Below are 18632 nucleotides of genomic sequence, written 5' to 3' on the forward strand. Positions count from 1 at the left end.
CACGACCAGTTCGTCGTCATCGAACGTCGTCAGCATGAGCACCCGGGTCGCCGGTGCGATCCTGACGATCTCCGCCGTGGCGGCGACCCCGTCCATGCGCGGCATGCGGATGTCCATCAGTACCACGTCGAGGCGGTGCCGCCGGACGACCTCGATCGCGTCGCTGCCGTTCGCGACGTCGTGGGTGACCTCGATGCGTTCGTCGGCCGACAGCACCGTACGGAGCGAGGCCCGCAGCAACTCCTGATCGTCGACGAGCATGACACGGATCCCGGTCATGCCCCCTCCTTCGTGGGGAGCCGCGCCCGCAGCACCCACCCGTCGTCCCCGTCGTCTATCGACAGGGTGCCGCCTGCGGTACGCACACGTTCCTCGATCCCTATCAAGCCGGTCCCCTGGCTGCCGCCGTCGCGAAGCGCCTTGCCGCCGTCGTCGCGCACCTCCACCACCACCTCGGCCGGGGTCCAGCGCAGGCGAACGGTCACCTCGACCGGTGGTTCGAGGTGGCGCAGCGCGTTGGTGATGCCCTCCTGCACGGTACGGACCGCCGCGACCTCGGCACTCAGGCTCATCGGCCGTCGCTCACCCACCTCCGCGAACGTCACCGCATGGAGCGGGCTCGCCGCCGAGGCCGCGAGGTCAGGGAGGGCATCGAGCGAGATCGGGACCTCTCTGGGCCGGGAATCGGCGCGCAGCGCCACGGTGGCCGGGCCCAAGGTGGCCAGCATCGCTCGCAGACCTTGGTGGGCGTCCCGGCCGGCCTCGGCGATGTCGCCGAGTTCGCGGCGGGTCGCCGGATCCGCCGTCGTCACCGCCGTGGCCTCGATCCGCGCGACCATGACGGTGACCGTGTGGGCGATCACGTCGTGCAGGTCGCGGCGGATGCTGGCCCGTTCGTCCGCGACCGCCGCGGCCAGTCGTTCGCTCTCGGCTCGTCGGCCGGCCTCGTGCCTGCGGCGTACCAGCAGGGCCGCAAGCCACACACCGCCGACCACGAGCATCAGCAGCCCGCCCTCGACCAGGCGGGTCCACCCAGGGATGTCAGAGGGCAGCCGGGCCCACGCCACCAGCTCGGTGAGGACGATCCCGAGCGCGGCGACGGCCAACGCAACCACCGAGGACCTGACCGAGACCAGGCTGGTCAGCCGCCACAACGTGAGGGGGAAGCACACAGCCGAGGGCAGCATGCTCGGTGACCAACCCAGGGAGGGCGTCATCACCAGGACGAGCATTGCCAGCGCGCCGATCGCGTACCCCACCCACGGCCGTCGATGGGCCACCACCGCTCCCACATGGAGCAGGACGGCAGCACCCGCCGCGGCGAAGATCTGCCACAGGTCCGCGCCGAGGTGCCAGACGCCCGCCAGGATGATCACCGTCAGGAGAGCCAGGACCACGTGCGCCACCACCGTCGTCGCCGGCCATGTGCTCCGGCGCTGGGAGGCTGTCACGGTCATCGCCTCCCGGTGGGCTCGTGGTGGGGAGCCGTGCCGTACCTGGCTCGACGTGCCACAGGATAGCCAGCAGCGGGCAGGCCGATCCTGGCGCCCCGCCACGAACCCGCCGGCGAAGCCCGTCGATGAGCTGCCTCATCGAATGCCGAGCCGTCGAAGCGGCCGGCGTCCCAGAAGACTGCGCGCGCGGGCAGAACGTGGAGCGGGCGGGCAGGCGCTGTCCTGAGCTGTGGTCAAGCGGCGTGGTGGTATTCGCTGATCACGCTTGTGATGGGCGGAGGCGCTGAAGGAGATGGGCCTCCGAGGGCTCCACTTCCATGATCTACGGCACACGGGAACAGCCTGGCCGCGCAGTCCGGTGCGAGCATCGCCGACGCGCTCAGCACACGCGTGAAGGCCGAGCAGAAGAAGACGAAGAAGAAGCGCACCAAGCGGGACGACGCCGGAGGCTAATGGCACGTTAACGGCACGAACGCCCCACACCATGATCGGTGATGGGGCGTTTGGGGAGGTGGACCTAAGTGGACCTAATGTGCGCTTACTCGAACACCGCGCCGCAGGTAGAAGCACTGACGTTAGCGCTCAGCGCGTCGCTGTGATCACAGGGCCCACGCCGCTTCAGGATGACGAGCCGAGAGCGTTTCGCGACCAACACTCCGACTAGGTCGTCTCAAAGTCAGCTTCCCTACTGCATGCCAACGGCCTTGCCCGGCTGCCCGGACAGGATCCTCCGTGAGTTCGTGAATTCTGAAGGGCCGTTGAGCGCGAACCGAAGGGTAAAGACCGACGGAGGGCGCTTCGGGGACTTGGGTTCACTTCAATGCTGTGCGGACTTTCGCGAAGAAGGCGGAATCCGTCGCCATTCGTACAAGGAACTGCTGGTGAGCATAGCTACCCATCCCGGAGAGCCAGGTCGTCTCAGGTAGTCGCCGCAGTGCGAGGACGGTCTCGCGCGGCTTCTGACCTGGCCGGACGATGTACATGGCCTCGCTGATGACGCCGGGCAGCGAGCCGCCCTTGGTGCCGATGAGGAGCGTGTCGGGATCGGCGCCGGGCTGGCGCATCGGCCATTCCAGATGCCGGCTCGCCGTCTTGTCATTCCTGAGCCCGGCGAGCACTCTGCGCAGAACGTCAGGTTCGACGCGGGTCACGGTTTCGCTCCAGGCAGCCTGCTGGGCAAAGCCGGGAAGCGTGAGCCGCACCGGTTTTCCGGCCTTGACGTAGTTCTTCAGGCAGACGTCGGCGGGGAGCGTGCAGCCACCGAAGGCACGGAGCATCTCGCCGTTGATGGTGCTGACGCGAGTTTGCGCGATCTTGCGCAGCGCGCCGGGGCCGAGGCGGTCGCGCAGCAGGTCGGCGGCGGCGTTGTCACTCTCCTCGATCATGGCGGAGACGAGCTGGTCGAGCGTGACGCTCGTACCGGGCTTGAGTCGTTGCAACGCCGCTTCGTGGGCGCCGCCATCGGTGCCGGGCAGGTGGTAGGAGTTCCACAGGGCCACGGAGACGTGTTCGTCCGGCTTCGTCTTTCCCTGGCGGACGGCGTCGGTGTAGGCGGCGAGGTGGATGATCTTGATGGTCGATGCCACGGGGGCGAGGCGGTCGGCATGGTGGCTGATGCCCTGCGTCACCAGCGCGACGTCGTCGGGATGAGCGCGGATGTAGGCGAGTACGGCCTCTGTGTCCGTGAGGTCGGCGGGGGCGGCGGTCATCGGGGCCGCCAGCAGGGGAGCCAGGAGCATGGCGACGATGGTTCGCATATATCAGTCCAACCTTTCGAGATGATCGGTCAGTTACCGCGTTCAGCCGGGAGGGGTGCCCTCGGTGATCTGCCGGAGTATGGACGTGTAGCTCTGGAAGGCGTCGCGCCCTTCGTCGGTCAGCGCCAGCCAGGTTCGAGGGCGTTTGCCGACGAAGCCTTTCGTCACCCGTACGTAGCCCGCCTTCTCCAGCGTTTGGATGTGCTTGGACAGCAGCGAGTCGCTGACCTCGATCGTGTCTCTCAGGAAGCCGAACTCAGCCGTTTCCGCCGCCGCGAGCATGGCCATGATGGACAGCCGCACCGGGGCGTGGATGATCTCGTCGAGCGCGTGCCGGGGATGGCTCACCGGTCATCCGTGGAGCGGAATATGCGCACCGCGCCATACAGCAGGGGGGCGCTCGCGATCAGGGCGACCAGTACACCAGCCACCGCCCACAGAGGGCCCGGCTCCTGCGGGTGCAGGAACATGTTGTAGAGGGCCCCGATCACGGTCGTCCCAACGAACGCCGCGGTGACGGAGAACGAGAGCCGGTAGTGCCGCCGGTCGTAGACGCGCTGGCGCGAGATGTAGATGAACCCGGCCACGGTAAGGGCGCCGATCGCCAGAATGGCGTAATTCTTGACCGTTGCGGGGCCGAGCAGCGTGGCCAGCCAGTAGCCGGTAACTCCGAGCCACATCCCCAGGTAGAAGCGTGCGCCCCGTCGGCTGGACTTCCGCACTGCGCCCTGCGCGCGGTCCACTTCGCGAAGGGCGGCTTCCGCTGACAAGTCGTCATGTTCCGGCATGTTTCCTCCAGCTCAAACATTTGACTCCTAAGAGAGTACTCAACTGTCGTTCAAGTGTCCAGTGATGAATGGATCGCCCTAGATGGGGCTGGATGATCAGTTAGCAGGCATGGCCGGCGCGGAGAGTGAGGTGTGGTCGGAAGGCCGGCTACGCCGGGGGCCTGATCTTTAAAGGACTGGTCGAACGGGTGACATCTGCCAGCTGGGGCCTCCCGGCCCGAGAGCGATACGGCGACGCCGCAAGCAGGTCTTGGCCCCGGACATAGCGACAGCCTGCGCATCGAGATCAAGAAACAGCTCGCCAAGATCGACGCGCAGGAAGACCAGTACCTCGACCTCGTCGGTGACCCTGACTGGCCACGCGAGAAGATCGCCAAGCGCCTGCGCGGCATCCGAGACGAACGCGCCCGCCTGGAAGCACAGCTCACCCGAACTCACGGACCGTCGGCTGTGCAGGTCGAGGCCGTTACGCCTGAAGATCAGGCCGATTTGCAAGCAGGATGTGTCTGGATGACCTACCGATGTGTGCTACCAGGTAGCACCAAATAGCACTCCGTTGTAGAGTCGATGGGTGAACGCTCCTGAGCCTGACCACTCCCACCAGATCTCCCAGCGCGACTTGCGCAACCGATCAGCCGAGATCATGGACGGCCTGGAGCGCGGAGAGCGGTACGCCGTCACCCGTAACGGCCACCACATCGGCGACCTCGTCCCCCTCCGCCGCCGACGCCGGGCCGTCTCTCGGGCCGAATTCGCCGCCGTGTCCCGCGGCATGCCGAGGCTGGACGACCGAAAGTACCGCGAGGATATGGACCACCACGTCAACGACGATCTCTACGACCCTTACGACCGCGCTTACGGCAGAGGCGAGTTCGCGGAGGACGGGGAATGACCCACGCTCAAGGGTTGCTCGACACCAACATCCTCATCCTGCGCGCCGGAATCGATCCCGACGAGCTACCCGACGAGATGATGATCAGCGCCATCACCACCGCAGAGCTGTCGGTCGGCGTATTGGTGGCGACCAGACCTCAGGAGCTCGCCCAGCGAATGAAGATCCTGCAGACTGCCGAGGCCGAGTTCGATCCCCTACCCTTCGACGACACCGCCGCCCGTGAGTACGGCCAACTGTGGACAGCCGTCATCTCCTCAGGACGCAAACCCCGTCCTCGAACAGCGGACCTGATGATCGCCTGCGTAGCCATCGCCAACCGGCTACCCCTTTACACCTGCAACCCCAAGGATTTCAAAGGCCTGGACCACCTGCTCACAGTGGTCCCGGTCACCCGCCCACGATGAGGCGGCGCAGAAAAGAACGCGGCTGGGCAGACAGCTTGGTTGCGCGGCTCCCAAAAGTCCCTTGCACCACTGAAGCCCAGGTGACGACCACAGCGTCCGACCTGGGCTTTTTAGTTCCGAGAGAGGGGTGGAGCCTAGGAGATTCGAACTCCTGACATCCTGCTTGCAAAGACGCAAGTCGATCTCGCTTCACCAGCGCCAACGCACCTCAGCGTACCGATCACACTCCCGTGACTTCCCACCGTTCCCCCATTTTCCCGCCCTATCGGGCACGCAACGGGCACGCCAGGGATGGCGTTTGGTCGAGGTTGCGTTCACCGGCGTCGCCGAAGGCGCCTGCCGCCACTTCCGGTCGCCGAAGCCGCTTCACCGGCCCGCCCTATACAGGCGAGTTCTATTCAGAAGGTCAGCAGAAGGCTTCCTGGACCGAGTTCGGCGGCTCGGCCACGATCAGGGCATGACGAAGAATGGACCAGCGCAGCCGCCGACGGCGGGTGGAGGAGCAGGCTTGCGCCCGAACTGGACGGCAGTGAGCGCTCTGGCGGGTGCGGTAGCCGCCATGGTCGCGCTGGTCGCCTACCTGATGCCGTCGTCCCCGCCTCCGCAGCCCCAGTCCGACGCGGTAGTCACCACCCCGGCTCCGCAGCCGTCGTCACCGGATCCGGTCACCACCCGGCCCGCACCGCCGGACCCGAGCCCGTCGCCCGAGTCCAGCGCGCCCCAGCCGCCGGTGCCAAGCCCCACGCGAGCGGTCCCGGTTGACTCCCCGCTGGTGTCAGCGGTCCGGCCCGGCGGCTGTGACGAGGCGGCGACGGTGCTGACCGCATACCGCCGGAACGCCGGGACCACCCGCAGCAGCCAGGCAGCCGCAGCTCACCAGACCTACCTCGATCTGATGGGCACGGTCCTCGACGCGCAAGGAGCGGTGGGGGCGACGATCAGTCGACTGGCCGCCGAATTCCAGGAACTGAACTTCCGGCTGACCGGCATGACCGGCGGCGATCCCAACCAGGTGATCGCGGATATCAACACGGACCTCGCCGAGCTCAAGAGGCTGTGCGGATCCGGCTGACCTGACGACACGTCACAGCCGGACTGGCACGCGGCGGCTGCGGAGCAGCGGGGCCAGTGGGTCCGCGCATGAGCGCCGTTCCCGCGTGCTCATCACCTCCGCCAGCGCACACCCGACCTCGCAACTGCGGCAGGCGGCTCACTTCGCGGCCTTCCCGATCGACATCCCGCTACGATCCCAACGAGTTGGTCCGTGCAGCTGAAAGAGAGCTGAGAGTCCGGTTCACGAGCTGGGTAGAGCGTTTCGTGGAAGGGGTCTGATCACATCACCGGCGACGGAGGTCCAGGCTCGTCTTCGCGTGAACGTATATCTATCGCCGGTTCCAGGGGCCGCAAGGCGAGCATGCCGACGGCCACAGACGGCTTCCATCGGAGGACTTCCGCCAAGTCCCGGGCCGGCAGAGATCTCCGCCGGAGGCGTCTATGGCGCGAGGAGATCAGGTGTGACGCCCGTGTACGCCAAGGCTTGGACGGCGTCTGGGCTCCAGGTGTACTCGACTACGGGTAGTTCAAAGCCCGCCGGGAAGCCTTCCACGAACTCTCGTGTGGCCTGGCCGCCGCTTCGCTCGTAGAAGCCGATGGCCGGCGCGTTATCACGGAGCACCTCGAGGTAGATGGCCTTACCGGAATGATGGGCGGCTGCCCAGGTGAAGGCGTGACGCATGAGCTGACGACCGATGCCTGAGCGTTTGCGTGTGGGGAGCACGTGGAGGTTCTCCAGCAGGACCCGGCCGTCGGGCTGCAGGAACAGATAGACGAACCCCTGAAGCGCGATGCCCTCTACCGCTACGACCAGCAAGACGGAGTTCTCGCCTACAGACTCAAGCGTGGACGACGAGAGTCGCGTGGTCCAGATGGCCCTGCGCACTTCCTGCAGCGGTCCGTTGAGGTAGGTGGCGGGCATGATTCCGGCGTAGGCAGTCTGCCAGCTCTCGGTGTGCAGCGCTGCGATAAGTTCGGCGTCATCCGTTGTGCCTGTCCTGAAGTGCATGGGCTTAGAGGGTGCCATGGCCACTTATAGGCCTGACGGCGAGGTCGATGTTGGCACGAACGCCCCGCACCGTGATCGGTGGCGGGGCGTTTGGGGAAGTGGAGCCTAGGAGATTCGAACTCCTGACATCCTGCTTGCAAAGCAGGCGCTCTGCCAACTGAGCTAAGGCCCCTGGAACACCGTCTGACCTGCAAAACACCGGCGCGGTCGGACAGCTTCGGCTGTACACCGTAGCAACAGCATACGGGCTCTCGCCACCCGATGTGCCTTCCACGCCCCGAGGCGCGCCCCAACGGTCCAAGCGCAGACGTGTCGCTGCTCGGAGGCGACAGAGCTGTCCCGGTGCGAACGGTCAGCGGAATGCCGGGGCGCGGTAACCGGCTGCCTGACGGATGCCCTGATCGGGTCGATGAAAGCCGGATCACTTGCTTCCTCTACAAGCAGCGGTGATCGCCGACGCCGTGCCGCGGTGGCCTGGCTCTCTCCGGCGGTGGGTGCTCTCGGGCCACACGAACGCCGCAGGGCGTGCGAACGGCGCATGAGGCGAGTATCGCGGCGGGTCAGTTCTGGGCGGCGGCCACCGCGGGTGGGTCGTATTTGCCGCCGAGGATCAGTTCGGGGAACTCCGCCAGTGAGTCGAGGATGTGCGTGGCCCCGCCCTTCAGCAGGCGGTCTCGGCTGTGGACGCCGGTCAGGAGTCCCGCGATCACCGATGCGCCCGCTCGGCGTCCGGTCAGCATGTCGTTCTCGGAGTCGCCGGCGACGGCCACCTGCCGTACGTCCTCGACGCCCAGACGGAGCACCGCGTGGAGCACCATGTCGGGCCATGGCCTGCCGCGGCCCGCGTCCTCGGGGCTGATGGCGAGGTCGATCTTGTCGTGCCAGCCGAGCACGCTCAGCACCCTGCTCAGCGTCGTACGGCTGAAGCCGGTGATCAGCCCGATGTGGATTCCCGAGCCCCTGAGCTTGTCGAGGGCCTCCAGGATTCCGGGCACGGGAACGAGACCTGCCCGCTCGATGGCGCCCTCGTAGGAGCGCTCGAACGTCAGGTTGGCGGCCTGCGCCTGGGCCTCGTTTCCGGGAAAGATCCCGCGGAAGACATCGATCTTGGGGCACCCACGGGACCGGTGCACGTGGACCATGGCCCGCGCGTACGCACCGGTCCCTGGGACGATGCCCTGGGTGGCGATTGCCTCGGCGAAAGCTCGTTCGACCGTGGCGATGTCGCCGATCGTGGTGCCGGCGAGGTCCAGACAGACCAGCTTGATGGGGCCGGACTCGGTCATACCCTCGTCGCCACGATCGTTAGTTCTCGCTGCCGGTCGCCTCGGTCCAAAGATCGAGCTCGGCGCGGTCGGCCTGCACCTTACGCCAGATCAGCAGCCCCCCGAGGGCGAGCAGCGCCAGAACGAGCAGCTTCTTCACGGTGTGACCCCACTTCTTCGACGGTCTCACCTGCCGGGGTGAGACAACGCCCGGTTGCAACGGTTGCAACGCAGCCTAGCAAGGCTATGCGGTGCTCCCCCGGGTGCGGACCTATCCAGTTCTACCCAATCTTCCGATAAGACAGCGCCATCGTCGAAGCGGATCGGCTTCGCGTCCCATCTTGGACACCCCTTTGCAAACCCCTAGGGGGTATGTTACGTTCTCGGCCGTTCACAGATACCCCCAGGGGGTACAAGAAGGGAGCGACCATGTCGCAGTCACGGAGGTGGTGGGCGCTCGTCGTGCTCGCCGCCGCGCAGTTCATGGTGATCATGGATACGTCGATCATCGGCGTCGCCCTCCCCGAGATGCAGCGCGACCTCGGGTTCAGCCAGGGCGGCCTGCAGTGGGTGTTCAACGCCTACGTCGTCGCGTTCGGGGGGCTGCTGCTGCTCGGCGGACGCCTGTCTGACCTGTTCGGGGCCCGCCGGATCTTCTCCACCGGCTGGGTGATCCTGACGGCCGGCTCGGTCGTGGCCGCCGCCGCGGGCACCGCGTGGGTGGAGATCCTCGGCCGCGCCGTCCAGGGCGTCGGAGGGGCGCTGATCGCGCCCGCCGCGATGACGTTGCTGATGACACTGTTCGGGAGCGACCAGCGAGAGCTGGGGAAGGCCATGGCCCTGTACGGCGCGGCGGCCCCCGCGGGCGGCACGGCGGGGGTGTTCCTCGGCGGTGTGATCACCGAGTGGCTCAGCTGGCCGTGGGTGTTCATCGTGTACATCCCGATCGGCCTGATCACGCTGGCGGCCATTCCTGCGCTGCTGCCGGCCACGCAGGGCAGGCGCGGCTCGGTGGACGTGCTCGGCGCGGTCACCGTCACCGGCGGCATCGCGCTGGCCGTGTACGCGATCGTCCAGGCCGCGGAGCGCGCGCCACTGGCCGAGGCGGCCGCCGCGATCGTCCTGCTCGCGGTGTTCCTGATCAGGCAGCGCGGCGCCCGCGAGCCGCTCATGCCGCTGAGGATCTGGCGCACGCCCGGTCTCGCACCCGCGAACCTGGCCATGGCGCTGCTCGGCGCCGCGTGGATCCCGATGTGGTACTTCCTGAACCTGTTCCTGCAGCAGGGCCTCGGCTACGGCGCGTTCGCCAGCGGGGCCGCGCTGCTGCCGATGACGGTCACGGTCATGATCTTCATGATCGGGATCACTGCGCGGCTGCTCGGCCGGTTCGGCGCCAAGCCGCTGATCGTGCTGGGGCTCGGCGTGCTGGCGGTCGGCGTGGGCGGCCTGGCGTTCAGCGGGTCGGCGTTCCTGCCCGCGAGCCTGGTGTCGGCGGTGGGCATGTCCCTGGCGTACATCCCGGCGATGATGTCGGCGCTGTCGGGGGTGGCCCCGGAGGAGAGCGGGCTGGCGTCGGGCATCGTCAACACCACCTACAACGTGGGGTCGGCGCTGGGGCTGGCGATCATGACCGCGATCGCCACATCGCGGGAGGACGGCTTCGACGCCGCCTTCGTCGGCGCGGGGGTGGTGGCCGCGGTGGGCGCACTGCTCACGCTGGCGCTCATGCGGCGCCCCGCGCGGGTCCCGCAGGAGCCCGCCGCGCAGGTGTAGCCGTCCGTACGGCAAGCCGCCCCAAGCGCCACCCCAGGCGCGGGCCGGCCTCTGTCCAGGGATACGCCTCACCGGGCGCACGGGGCCTGGGCCCCAACGGACCCCCAGCCCCGCGACAAGAAAACCCCGCAAACCAGGCCCATCGGAATACCCTAGGGGGGTACGGTGTTACACTGAAGGTAGAGGGAGGCGAGAACCATGGCTGGATACACCGGCAACAAGGAAGACCACCTCAGGCGGCTGCGCCGGATCGAGGGCCAGGCCAGAGGCCTGCAGCGGATGGTCGAGGACGACAAGTACTGCATCGACATCCTCACCCAGGTGTCGGCCGCCACGAGCGCGCTCCAGTCCTTCGCCATCTCCCTTCTGGAAGAGCATCTCGCCCACTGCGTCGCGGAGGCCACCATGAAGGGCGGCCCCGAGGCGCAGGCGAAGGTCAAGGAAGCCACCGACGCGATCGCGCGACTGGTCCGTTCGTAACCGAGACGCGTATCCGCACACATAGCAGGAACACAGCGACAGGGAGATATGACATGAGCACCGCCACCTACACCGTCAAAGGCATGACCTGCGGCCACTGCGTGAGCTCGGTGAAGGAAGAAGTCGGCGAGGTCGCGGGTGTGACGGGTGTCGAGGTGGACCTGACCTCCGGCCTGCTGACCGTCGAGAGCGCCGACCCCGTCGACAAGGGCCGGATCGTCGCCGCCGTCGAGGCGGCCGGATACGAGGTGGCGCATCAGTCGTGAACACTCCCGCCAAGCTCGTCGTCTACGTCTCCAGCCTCGCCGCCGTCTTCGGGGCGGCGCTGGGCGTGGGCAACGCGGTCGGTGAGGTCGGCACGCCGCCCAAGGCGAGCACCCACACCGGGACCGCCGCCCACACCGGGACCGCCGCCCAGGCAGAGGGCGTCGCTCAGACAGAGAGCCACGAAGGAACCGCAGACCACAGCCACACAGAAAGCGCCGAGGCGACCAAGACGGCCACGGCGCCCCAGGATACCCCCGGGGGGCTCCAAGTGTCCGAGAACGGCTACACGTTCACACCGGCGACCAACACGCTGAAGACCGGGCAGCCGACCGACTTCAGCTTCACCATCACGGGCCCCGACGGCAAGCCGGTCACCGGCTACGAGATCCAGCACGAGAAGAAGGTCCACTTCATCGTCGTCTCCCGCGACCTGAGCACCTTCCAGCACCTCCACCCCGAGGAGGGCGCTGACGGCGTCTGGACGGTCAGGCTGACCCTCCCCGAAGCGGGCGTCTACCGCGCCTACGCCGACATCCTCCCCACGGGGGCAAGCGCGATGACGCTCGGCACCGACCTGTTCGCCGCGGGCGACTACGCGCCCAAGCCGCTGCCGGCGGTCAGCCGTACCGCCGAGGTCGACGGATACACCGTGTCGCTCGCCGGAGACCTGGTGCCGGGGAAGGCGGGCAAGCTGACGCTGACGGTCGCCAAGGACGGCAAGCCCGTCACCGACGTGCAGCCCTACCTCGGCGCGCTCGGCCACCTGGTCGCGCTGCGCGCCGGCGACCTCGCCTACCTGCACGTGCACCCCGAGCAGAACAGCCTCACCTTCTACGCCGAGGTGCCGAGCAGGGGCGACTACCGGCTGTTCCTCGACTTCAAGCACCAGGACCAGGTCCGCACGGCCGCGTTCACCCTCAATGCCGCGACGCCCGCCGACGCACCCGGCACCGCACCCAGCACCGCACCCACGGCCGAGCCCACCGAGCCTCACGGCCACGGCCACTAGACGCAGCCGGAAGGAGAAGCTGATGGCCCCCGAGACAGCCGTCGAACTCTCGATCGGCGGCATGACCTGCGCCTCCTGCGCCAACAGGATCGAGCGCAAGCTCAACAAGATGGACGGCGTGACCGCCACCGTCAACTACGCCACGGAGAAGGCGAAGGTCACCTTCCCCGACGGGCTCGACCCGCAGGTGCTGGTCGCCGAGGTGGAGAAGGCCGGCTACACCGCCGAGCTCCCCCGGCAGGAGGCCGAAGGGCGGCAGGAGGCCGAGGAGAAGGACGAGCTCAGGCCGCTGCGCGACCGGCTGATCACCTCCGTGGTGCTGGCCGTGCCGGTGATCGCGATGGCGATGATCCCGCCGCTGCAGTTCCCCTTTTGGCAGTGGCTGTCGCTGACGCTGGCCGCGCCGGTCGTGGTCTACGCGGGCTGGCCGTTCCACAAGGCCGCGTGGACGAACCTGCGCCACGGCGCGGCGACCATGGACACGCTGGTCTCCATCGGCACCCTGGCCGCGTTCGCGTGGTCGGTGTGGGCGCTGTTCCTCGGTACGGCGGGCGCCCCTGGCATGACGCACCCGTTCGACTTCACGATCGCCAGGACCGACGGCTCGGGCAACATCTACCTCGAGGCCGCGGCGGGCGTGACCGCGTTCCTCCTGGCGGGGCGCTACTTCGAGGCCAGGTCGAAGCGCAAGGCGGGCGCCGCGCTGCGCGCGCTGCTGGAACTGGGCGCCAAGGACGTCGAGCTGGTCGACGGGCGGCGCGTCCCTGCCGAGCGGCTCAAGGTCGGTGACCGCTTCGTCGTACGGCCCGGCGAGAAGATCGCCACGGACGGTGTGATCGAGGAGGGCTCGAGCGCGGTCGACGCCTCGATGCTGACCGGCGAGTCCGTGCCCGTGGAGGTGCGGCCAGGCGATCGCGTCGTCGGCGCGACGGTAAACGCGGGCGGACGTCTGGTCGTCAAGGCGGAGAAGGTGGGCGCGGACACCCAGCTGGCCCAGATGGCCAAGCTGGTGGAGGACGCGCAGACCGGCAAGGCCGAGGTCCAGCGGCTGGCCGACAGGATCTCCGGCATCTTCGTCCCCATCGTGATCGCCCTGGCGGTCGGCACGCTCGGCTTCTGGCTGGGCACCGGCGGCGGCGCGGGCGCGGCCTTCACCGCCGCGGTCGCCGTGCTGATCATCGCCTGCCCCTGCGCGCTGGGCCTGGCCACGCCGACCGCGCTGCTGGTGGGCACGGGCAGGGGCGCCCAGCTGGGCATCCTGATCAAGGGCCCCGAGGTGCTCGAGTCGACCAGGAGGATCGACACGGTCGTCCTGGACAAGACCGGCACGGTCACCGAGGGCAGGATGACGCTGACCGCCGTCCACCTGGCCGAGGGCGAGAGCCGTGAGGAGGTGCTGCGCCTGGCGGGAGCGCTGGAGCACGCCTCGGAGCACCCGATCGCGCGGGCCATCGCGAGAGCGGCCGGTTCTGAGGCGACGGTGGAGGACTTCGCCAACGTCGAGGGGCTGGGCGTCCAGGGCATCGTCGACGGGCACGCCGTGCTCGTCGGCCGCCCGATGCTGCTGGCCGAATGGTCGCAGCACCTGCCCGAGGAGCTGGCTCAGGCGCTGGAGCGGGAGCAGGAGGCAGGCCGTACCGCGGTGGCGGTCGGTTGGGACGGCAGGGCGCGCGCGGTCCTCGTGGTGGCCGACGTCGTCAAGCCGACATCGAAGGAGGCGATCCAGCGGCTGCGGGCGCTGGGGCTGACCCCCGTGCTGCTCACCGGCGACAACGAGAAGGTCGCCAGGACCGTCGCGGCGGAGGTGGGGATCGACGAGGTCATCGCCGACGTCCTGCCGGCCGACAAGGTCGACGTGGTCAAGCGGCTGCAGGCGGAGGGCAGGTCGGTCGCCATGGTGGGTGACGGCGTCAACGACGCCGCTGCGCTCGCCCAGGCCGACCTGGGCCTGGCGATGGGCACGGGCACGGACGCGGCGATCGAGGCCTCCGACCTCACGCTGGTCCGTGGCGACCTGCGGGTGACCGCCGACGCGATCAGGCTCTCGCGCAGGACGCTGGCCACGATCAAGGGCAACCTGTTCTGGGCCTTCGCCTACAACGTGGCGGCGCTCCCGCTGGCCGCGCTAGGCCTGCTCAACCCGATGATCGCCGGTGCCGCGATGGCCTTCTCCAGCGTCTTCGTCGTCACCAACAGCCTGCGTCTTCGCAGCTTCAAGTAGTCCCCAGCGGACGGCCGGCGCCATCGCGGCGCCGGCCGCCGCGAACATCCCGCCCAGCACCAGCCAGCCGGGCGTGCCCCAGCCGATGATGAGGCCGGTGAGCACGACGGGGCCCGCCATCCTGGCGACCGCGGTGCTGGTGCCGAAGAATCCCTGGTACTGGCCCTGCTTGTCGGCGGGCGCGAGGCCGAAGCTGATCTCCCAGGCGCCTGAGGCGAGCATCATCTCGCCGAGCACCTGCAGCAGCGCCGCGGCCAGCAGGAGCATGACCGTGTTCCCCTGGGAGAACACCACGCACGAGACGAACAGCACCAGCCCGGCCAGCCGTACGGCGCGGGAGGCGGAGGCCAGGTCGCAGACCCTGCGCGCGACGCGTACCTGGAACAGCACGACGCACACGGTGTTGAGCACGAGCACGGCGGAGACCGTCCACGCGGGCGCGTCGGTCCGCTGGACGATCCAGAGCGGCAGCACCAGGCTGATCAGCGGCCGGTAGAGCAGCATGACCGTGTTGAGCAGCGTGATCACCGTGTACGGCCGGTCGCGGAGCACCGCGAGCCGGGGTTCCCCCTTCACCCTGGCCACCGCCCGTACGGCGGGCACCCTGGTGAGCACCGCCGCCGCGACCAGGTAGCTCGCCGCGTCCACGGCGAAGACGGCCAGGTAGGCCGTCGAGGTGTCGAAGTGCAGCGCGAGGCCGCCGAGCCCGGCGCCCGCGGCGAGCCCGGCGTTCAGCGTCGCCTGCAGCACCGCCCGCACGTGGGTGCGCTCGGCGGGCGGCACCAGACCCGCGAGCAGCGCCTGCTGGGCCGCCGACAGCCCTGTCTGCGCGCTGGCGTAGAGGCATACGGCCAGCACGAACAGCGGGAACGAGCGCACCACCAGGAACGAGCCGACTCCCGCGGCCGTCGCCATGGCCAGCAGCACCGCCACGCCGCGCGGCCCCCGCCGGTCGGCCAGGTTCCCCAGCGGGACGCCGGCCACGGTGCCGACGGCCCAGCCGATGGTCAGGCCGAGGCCGATCTCCACCGGGGACAGGCCGACGATCCTGCTGAAGTACAGGGTGGAGGTGACGACATAAGCCCCGTCGCCGATGGCGTTGGACAGCTGGGCCAGGGTGAGGACGCGGCGGGGGTTCATCTACTTGAAGGACTCGGGCGTCATGTGGGTGATCACGCCGATGCGGTTCCATGCGTTGATGGTGGTGATCTGCACCACCAGGGCGGCGAGGTCGGCCTCGGAGAACACCTTGGCCGCCTGGGCCCACACCTCGTCGGAGACCGAGCCCGTGCTCAGCCTGGTGCCCGCCTCGGTGAGCGCGAGCGCCGCCCGTTCCACCTCGGTGAAGCAGGGCGCCTCCTGCCACACGGCCACCGCGTTGATCCGCGCGTCGCTCTCGCCGCCCTCCTTGGCGTCGCGGCTGTGCATGTCGACACAGTAGGCGCAGCCGTTGATCTGGCTGGCGCGCAGCCGTACCAGCTCCAGGAGGGGCTTGGGCAGATCGCTGCCCGCGATGTACTTCTCCAGCCCTGCCATCGCCCTGTACGCCTCGGGGGCCAACTTGCCGAGGTCCATTCTCTGCGTCATACGGAAAGATTAGAGCCGAAGCTTGGCCGCCTGTAAGCTCCAATTTCTAATCGATTGATTGGGCCAAGATGGAGTTCCACGTCAGCCTCACCGGCAGGGGTGACCTGGCCGCACAGATCTACCGTCAGCTGCGTGACGCCATTCTCGACGGCAGGCTCAGAGAAGGCGAGAGGCTGCCGCCGACGCGGGAGCTCTCGCGCAGCCTCGACGTCGCCCGCAACACCGTGGCCGTCGCCTACGACCGGCTGATGGCCGACGGGTTCCTGGTCGGCAGGGCGGGCGCGGGCACGTTCGTCTGCGCGCCCGCGCGCGTGGAGACCGGGCGGCGCAGGGCGCCTCAGGGAAGCGGCGTGCAGCCGCGCGCGGTGTGGCGCTCGATCCCCCCGATGGCGCCCCGACCCACGCCTGCCTTCGACTTCAGGGTCGGCATGCCGGACGTGCGGCTGTTCCCGCTGGAGACGTGGCGACGCCTGGTCACCAGGGAGCTGAGGGTCACGGCGGCGGGCTATCTGCCGCCGGAGGGCCACGAGGGCCTGCGCGACGCCATAGCCCGATATTTCGGGATCGCACGGTCGGTCAGGGCGGCGCCCGACGACGTGATCGTCACGCAGGGCGCCCAGCAGGCGCTCGACCTCATCGGCCGGGTGCTGATCGAGCCGGGCGACTGCGTGGCGGTGGAGGAGCCCGGCTACCCGCCCGCCAGACGCCTGTTCCACTCGCTCGGCGCACGCGTCGCGGGCGTGCCCGTGGACGCGGAAGGGCTGGACGTGACGGCCATCCCCCGCGCCGCCCGGCTGGTCTACGTCACCCCTTCGCACCAGTTCCCGCTCGGGACGCCGATGTCGCTGGCCCGCCGTACGGCGCTGCTGGCGTGGGCGGAGGGGCGCGACGCGGTGGTGATCGAGGACGACTACGACAGCGAGTTCCGCTTCGAGGACCGCCCGCTCGAACCGCTGCAGAGCCTGGACCGCAGCGGCAGGGTCCTCTACGTCGGCTCCTTCTCCAAGACGCTGGCCCCGATGCTGCGGCTCGGCTTCCTCGTCGCCCCCGCCTCGCTGCAGCCCGCGTTGCGCACCGCCAAGCGGCTGACCGACTGGCACAGCGAGGCGACCGCGCAGGCGGCGCTGGCCAGGTTCATCGACGAGGGGCTGCTGGCCCGGCACGTGCGCAAGGCGACGAGGGTGTACGCGGCCAGGCACGCGCGCATCGCCGCCTTCCTGGGCGACCGGCTCGACCTGGTGCCCTCTGCGGCCGGGCTCCACCTGTGCGCCAAGGGTGAGGCCGACCTGACCGCGGCGCCCGAGGTCGCGGTCGAGGACCTGACGACCTACTACGCGGGCGCGCCCGAGCGCGGGGTGGTCGTGGGCTACGGTGGCATCTCGCTCGAACACATCGACGAAGGTCTGCGCAGGCTCTTCGCGAGGGGGAACAGGGGACCACGGTGAACGATCTCGGCCTGCTTCGCGAGCGTGGGTTCCCTTTACTCCTGGCGGCCAGGACCGTCTCCGTCGTCGGCAGCTCCTTCGCCCCGGTCGCCCTGGCCTTCGGCGTGCTCAACCTGCCAGGCGCCGACGCCACCACGCTCTCGGTCGTGCTGGCCGCCGAGGCGGTGCCGATGGTGGTGTTCATGCTGATCGGCGGCGTGATCGCGGACCGGCTGCCGAGGAACAGGGTGATGCTCGCCGCCGACCTGATGAGCGCGGCGGCCTTCACGAGCCTGGCGATCATGCTGCTGATCCACTGGACGCCGCTGCCCGCCCTGGTGATCGCGTCCGCGATCAGCGGCATCGCGGTGGCGATGATGTTCCCGGCGCTGACGGGGATCATCCCCGACGTGGTGTCGCCCGAGCGGCTGCAGACGGCCAACGCGCTGCTCGGCCTCGGCGCGAACTCGGGGCGGGTGGCCGGGCTGGTGCTGAGCGGAGCCGTCGTGGCTCTGGTGGGCAGCGGGTGGGCGCTGCTGATCAGCGGCGCGATGTTCGCGGCGGGCGCCGCCTGCGTCGCGGCGCTCAGGCTCAAGCCGTTCGACAGGTCCGCGGGGCCGGGCCCTTCGGTGCTGGCCGACCTGCGGGACGGCTGGCGGGAGTTCAGGTCCCGCCAGTGGCTGTGGGTGGTCGTCGCGCAGTTCTCCGTGCTGGTCATGGCCATGCAGGCGGCGCATGGCGTGCTCGGCCCGCTGATGGCCAAGCAGAGCCTCGGTGGCGCGCCGGCGTGGTCGGCCGTGCTCGCGGGTGAGGCGGTCGGCATGATCGGCGGGGTGGTGCTCGCGATGCGGCTGCGTCCCAGGAGGCCGATCCTGCTCGGGACGCTGATGACGTTCCCCACCGCGCTGCCGTACCTGCTGCTGGGGGTGGGGGCGCCGCTCTGGACCGTGGTGGTGGGCGCGGCGGTGATGGGCGTCTGCATGGACGTCTTCGGGGTGCTGTGGCAGACCACGATGCAGCGGGAGATCCCCGCGGAGTCGCTGTCGAGGGTCAGTTCCTACGACGCGCTCGGCTCGCTGATGTTCGGCCCGATCGGGCTGCTGGTGGCGGGCCCGGTCGCCGTCGTGACCGGGCCCGCTCCCGCGCTGCTGGGCTGCGCGGCCATCGTCGTCCTGTGCGGTCTGGCCGCGCTGCTGTCCCCTGGGGTGCGCGGCCTCACGGCTCGATGACGCCCGAGCCTCGCGGT

Annotated in this window: 21 protein-coding genes and 1 tRNA gene; 10 read left to right on the forward strand and 12 right to left on the reverse strand. The window is 69.1% G+C overall.

Translation table 11 applies throughout. The annotated features are described in order from the left end of the window. From AB0B45_RS20925 to AB0B45_RS20950, 6 genes are all read right to left on the reverse strand, one after another. Positions 1-279 (reverse strand): response regulator transcription factor (locus AB0B45_RS20925; RefSeq protein WP_358132740.1); only part of this gene is annotated, 279 nt, incomplete at its 3' end. Next, complete coding sequence (locus AB0B45_RS20930) at positions 276-1397, reverse strand: histidine kinase (protein WP_358132742.1); 1122 nt, start codon at positions 1395-1397, stop codon at positions 276-278. The genes AB0B45_RS20930 and AB0B45_RS20925, both read right to left, overlap by 4 nt. A gap of 869 nt (positions 1398-2266) precedes the next feature. After that, a complete protein-coding gene (locus AB0B45_RS20935; protein ID WP_358132743.1) occupies positions 2267-3163 on the reverse strand; it encodes a serine hydrolase in 897 nt (298 codons plus the stop codon). Positions 3164-3253: 90 nt separating this feature from the next. Then, positions 3254-3559, reverse strand: a complete 306-nt coding sequence (locus AB0B45_RS20940) for a transcriptional regulator (protein WP_358132745.1) — start codon at positions 3557-3559, stop codon at positions 3254-3256. After that, positions 3556-3999 carry a hypothetical protein gene (locus AB0B45_RS20945; RefSeq protein ID WP_358132747.1) on the reverse strand — a complete coding sequence of 148 codons (444 nt, stop codon included), beginning with the start codon at positions 3997-3999 and terminating at the stop codon, positions 3556-3558. Before AB0B45_RS20945 ends, AB0B45_RS20940 begins: the two co-directional genes overlap by 4 nt. Before the next feature lie 168 nt (positions 4000-4167). Further along, positions 4168-4494: a hypothetical protein gene (locus AB0B45_RS20950; protein ID WP_358132749.1), complete on the reverse strand. Its 327-nt coding sequence runs from the start codon at positions 4492-4494 to the stop codon at positions 4168-4170. 76 nt (positions 4495-4570) lie between these two features. Here AB0B45_RS20950 and AB0B45_RS20955 point away from each other — a divergent pair, with 76 nt between their 5' ends. The 3 genes from AB0B45_RS20955 to AB0B45_RS20965 all read left to right on the forward strand — a co-directional run bounded on the left by AB0B45_RS20955 (position 4571) and on the right by AB0B45_RS20965 (position 6370). After that, positions 4571-4891 carry a prevent-host-death protein gene (locus tag AB0B45_RS20955; RefSeq protein ID WP_358132751.1) on the forward strand — a complete coding sequence of 107 codons (321 nt, stop codon included), beginning with the start codon at positions 4571-4573 and terminating at the stop codon, positions 4889-4891. Positions 4892-4905: 14 nt separating this feature from the next. After that, on the forward strand, positions 4906-5298 hold the full coding sequence (locus tag AB0B45_RS20960) for a type II toxin-antitoxin system VapC family toxin (protein WP_358132753.1): 393 nt from the start codon (positions 4906-4908) through the stop codon (positions 5296-5298). A 559-nt stretch (positions 5299-5857) separates the two neighbouring features. Then, complete coding sequence (locus AB0B45_RS20965) at positions 5858-6370, forward strand: hypothetical protein (protein WP_358132755.1); 513 nt, start codon at positions 5858-5860, stop codon at positions 6368-6370. Positions 6371-6790: 420 nt separating this feature from the next. Here the strand turns inward: AB0B45_RS20965 and AB0B45_RS20970 are convergent, their stop codons facing one another. The 4 genes from AB0B45_RS20970 to AB0B45_RS20985 all read right to left on the reverse strand — a co-directional run bounded on the left by AB0B45_RS20970 (position 6791) and on the right by AB0B45_RS20985 (position 8785). Next, positions 6791-7360, reverse strand: coding sequence for a GNAT family N-acetyltransferase (locus AB0B45_RS20970; protein WP_358132757.1), 570 nt, complete (start codon positions 7358-7360; stop codon positions 6791-6793). 99 nt (positions 7361-7459) lie between these two features. Then, positions 7460-7532, reverse strand: a tRNA-Ala gene (locus AB0B45_RS20975). A gap of 388 nt (positions 7533-7920) precedes the next feature. After that, entirely contained in the window at positions 7921-8646 is a 726-nt protein-coding gene (locus AB0B45_RS20980) for an HAD family hydrolase (protein WP_358132759.1), read from the reverse strand. 19 nt (positions 8647-8665) lie between these two features. Next, a complete protein-coding gene (locus AB0B45_RS20985) occupies positions 8666-8785 on the reverse strand; it encodes a DLW-39 family protein (RefSeq protein ID WP_240506072.1) in 120 nt (39 codons plus the stop codon). A 269-nt stretch (positions 8786-9054) separates the two neighbouring features. Between AB0B45_RS20985 and AB0B45_RS20990 the strand changes: the two genes are divergently transcribed. The 5 genes from AB0B45_RS20990 to AB0B45_RS21010 all read left to right on the forward strand — a co-directional run bounded on the left by AB0B45_RS20990 (position 9055) and on the right by AB0B45_RS21010 (position 14375). Beyond that, positions 9055-10398, forward strand: a complete 1344-nt coding sequence (locus AB0B45_RS20990; protein WP_358132761.1) for an MFS transporter — start codon at positions 9055-9057, stop codon at positions 10396-10398. Between the two features lie 198 nt (positions 10399-10596). Beyond that, positions 10597-10878 (forward strand): metal-sensitive transcriptional regulator, encoded by a 282-nt coding sequence (locus AB0B45_RS20995; RefSeq protein WP_358132763.1) that lies wholly within the window; start codon positions 10597-10599, stop codon positions 10876-10878. A gap of 53 nt (positions 10879-10931) precedes the next feature. Continuing rightward, on the forward strand, positions 10932-11144 hold the full coding sequence (locus AB0B45_RS21000; protein ID WP_358132765.1) for a cation transporter: 213 nt from the start codon (positions 10932-10934) through the stop codon (positions 11142-11144). Next, positions 11141-12154 carry a hypothetical protein gene (locus AB0B45_RS21005; protein WP_358132767.1) on the forward strand — a complete coding sequence of 338 codons (1014 nt, stop codon included), beginning with the start codon at positions 11141-11143 and terminating at the stop codon, positions 12152-12154. The genes AB0B45_RS21000 and AB0B45_RS21005 overlap by 4 nt, the downstream gene beginning before the upstream one ends. A 22-nt stretch (positions 12155-12176) precedes the next feature. Further along, positions 12177-14375, forward strand: coding sequence for a heavy metal translocating P-type ATPase (locus AB0B45_RS21010; protein ID WP_358132769.1), 2199 nt, complete (start codon positions 12177-12179; stop codon positions 14373-14375). Here AB0B45_RS21010 and AB0B45_RS21015 read toward each other — a convergent pair. Both AB0B45_RS21015 and AB0B45_RS21020 read right to left on the reverse strand, forming a co-directional pair. After that, positions 14280-15515 (reverse strand): MFS transporter, encoded by a 1236-nt coding sequence (locus AB0B45_RS21015; protein ID WP_358132771.1) that lies wholly within the window; start codon positions 15513-15515, stop codon positions 14280-14282. The genes AB0B45_RS21010 and AB0B45_RS21015 overlap by 96 nt on opposite strands. Further along, the gene (locus AB0B45_RS21020) at positions 15516-15962 is read right to left on the reverse strand and encodes a carboxymuconolactone decarboxylase family protein (RefSeq protein ID WP_358132773.1); all 447 of its coding nucleotides are present in this window, start codon (positions 15960-15962) and stop codon (positions 15516-15518) included. Between the two features lie 68 nt (positions 15963-16030). On the opposite strand from AB0B45_RS21020, the gene AB0B45_RS21025 reads away from it, so the two are divergent. Both AB0B45_RS21025 and AB0B45_RS21030 read left to right on the forward strand, forming a co-directional pair. Next, on the forward strand, positions 16031-17407 hold the full coding sequence (locus tag AB0B45_RS21025; RefSeq protein WP_358132775.1) for a PLP-dependent aminotransferase family protein: 1377 nt from the start codon (positions 16031-16033) through the stop codon (positions 17405-17407). After that, on the forward strand, positions 17404-18615 hold the full coding sequence (locus tag AB0B45_RS21030) for an MFS transporter (RefSeq protein ID WP_358132777.1): 1212 nt from the start codon (positions 17404-17406) through the stop codon (positions 18613-18615). The genes AB0B45_RS21025 and AB0B45_RS21030 overlap by 4 nt, the downstream gene beginning before the upstream one ends. The last annotated feature ends 17 nt before the right edge of the window (positions 18616-18632 follow it).

This window comes from Nonomuraea sp. NPDC049152 (assembly GCF_040648355.1).
Classification (GTDB): Bacteria; Actinomycetota; Actinomycetes; order Streptosporangiales; family Streptosporangiaceae; genus Nonomuraea.

Bases quoted from the DNA above. Each gene is read 5' to 3' on its own strand.
- AB0B45_RS20935 (WP_358132743.1), bottom strand. From the start codon at position 3,163: ATGACCGCCGCCCCCGCCGACCTCACGGACACAGAGGCCGTACTCGCC.
- AB0B45_RS20945 (WP_358132747.1), bottom strand. From the start codon at position 3,999: ATGCCGGAACATGACGACTTGTCAGCGGAAGCCGCCCTTCGCGAAGTG.
- AB0B45_RS20965 (WP_358132755.1), top strand. From the start codon at position 5,858: ATGGTCGCGCTGGTCGCCTACCTGATGCCGTCGTCCCCGCCTCCGCAG.
- AB0B45_RS20970 (WP_358132757.1), bottom strand. From the start codon at position 7,360: ATGCACTTCAGGACAGGCACAACGGATGACGCCGAACTTATCGCAGCG.
- AB0B45_RS20980 (WP_358132759.1), bottom strand. From the start codon at position 8,646: ATGACCGAGTCCGGCCCCATCAAGCTGGTCTGTCTGGACCTCGCCGGC.
- AB0B45_RS20990 (WP_358132761.1), top strand. From the start codon at position 9,055: ATGTCGCAGTCACGGAGGTGGTGGGCGCTCGTCGTGCTCGCCGCCGCG.
- AB0B45_RS20995 (WP_358132763.1), top strand. From the start codon at position 10,597: ATGGCTGGATACACCGGCAACAAGGAAGACCACCTCAGGCGGCTGCGC.
- AB0B45_RS21000 (WP_358132765.1), top strand. From the start codon at position 10,932: ATGAGCACCGCCACCTACACCGTCAAAGGCATGACCTGCGGCCACTGC.
- AB0B45_RS21010 (WP_358132769.1), top strand. From the start codon at position 12,177: ATGGCCCCCGAGACAGCCGTCGAACTCTCGATCGGCGGCATGACCTGC.
- AB0B45_RS21015 (WP_358132771.1), bottom strand. From the start codon at position 15,515: ATGAACCCCCGCCGCGTCCTCACCCTGGCCCAGCTGTCCAACGCCATC.
- AB0B45_RS21020 (WP_358132773.1), bottom strand. From the start codon at position 15,962: ATGACGCAGAGAATGGACCTCGGCAAGTTGGCCCCCGAGGCGTACAGG.
- AB0B45_RS21025 (WP_358132775.1), top strand. From the start codon at position 16,031: ATGGAGTTCCACGTCAGCCTCACCGGCAGGGGTGACCTGGCCGCACAG.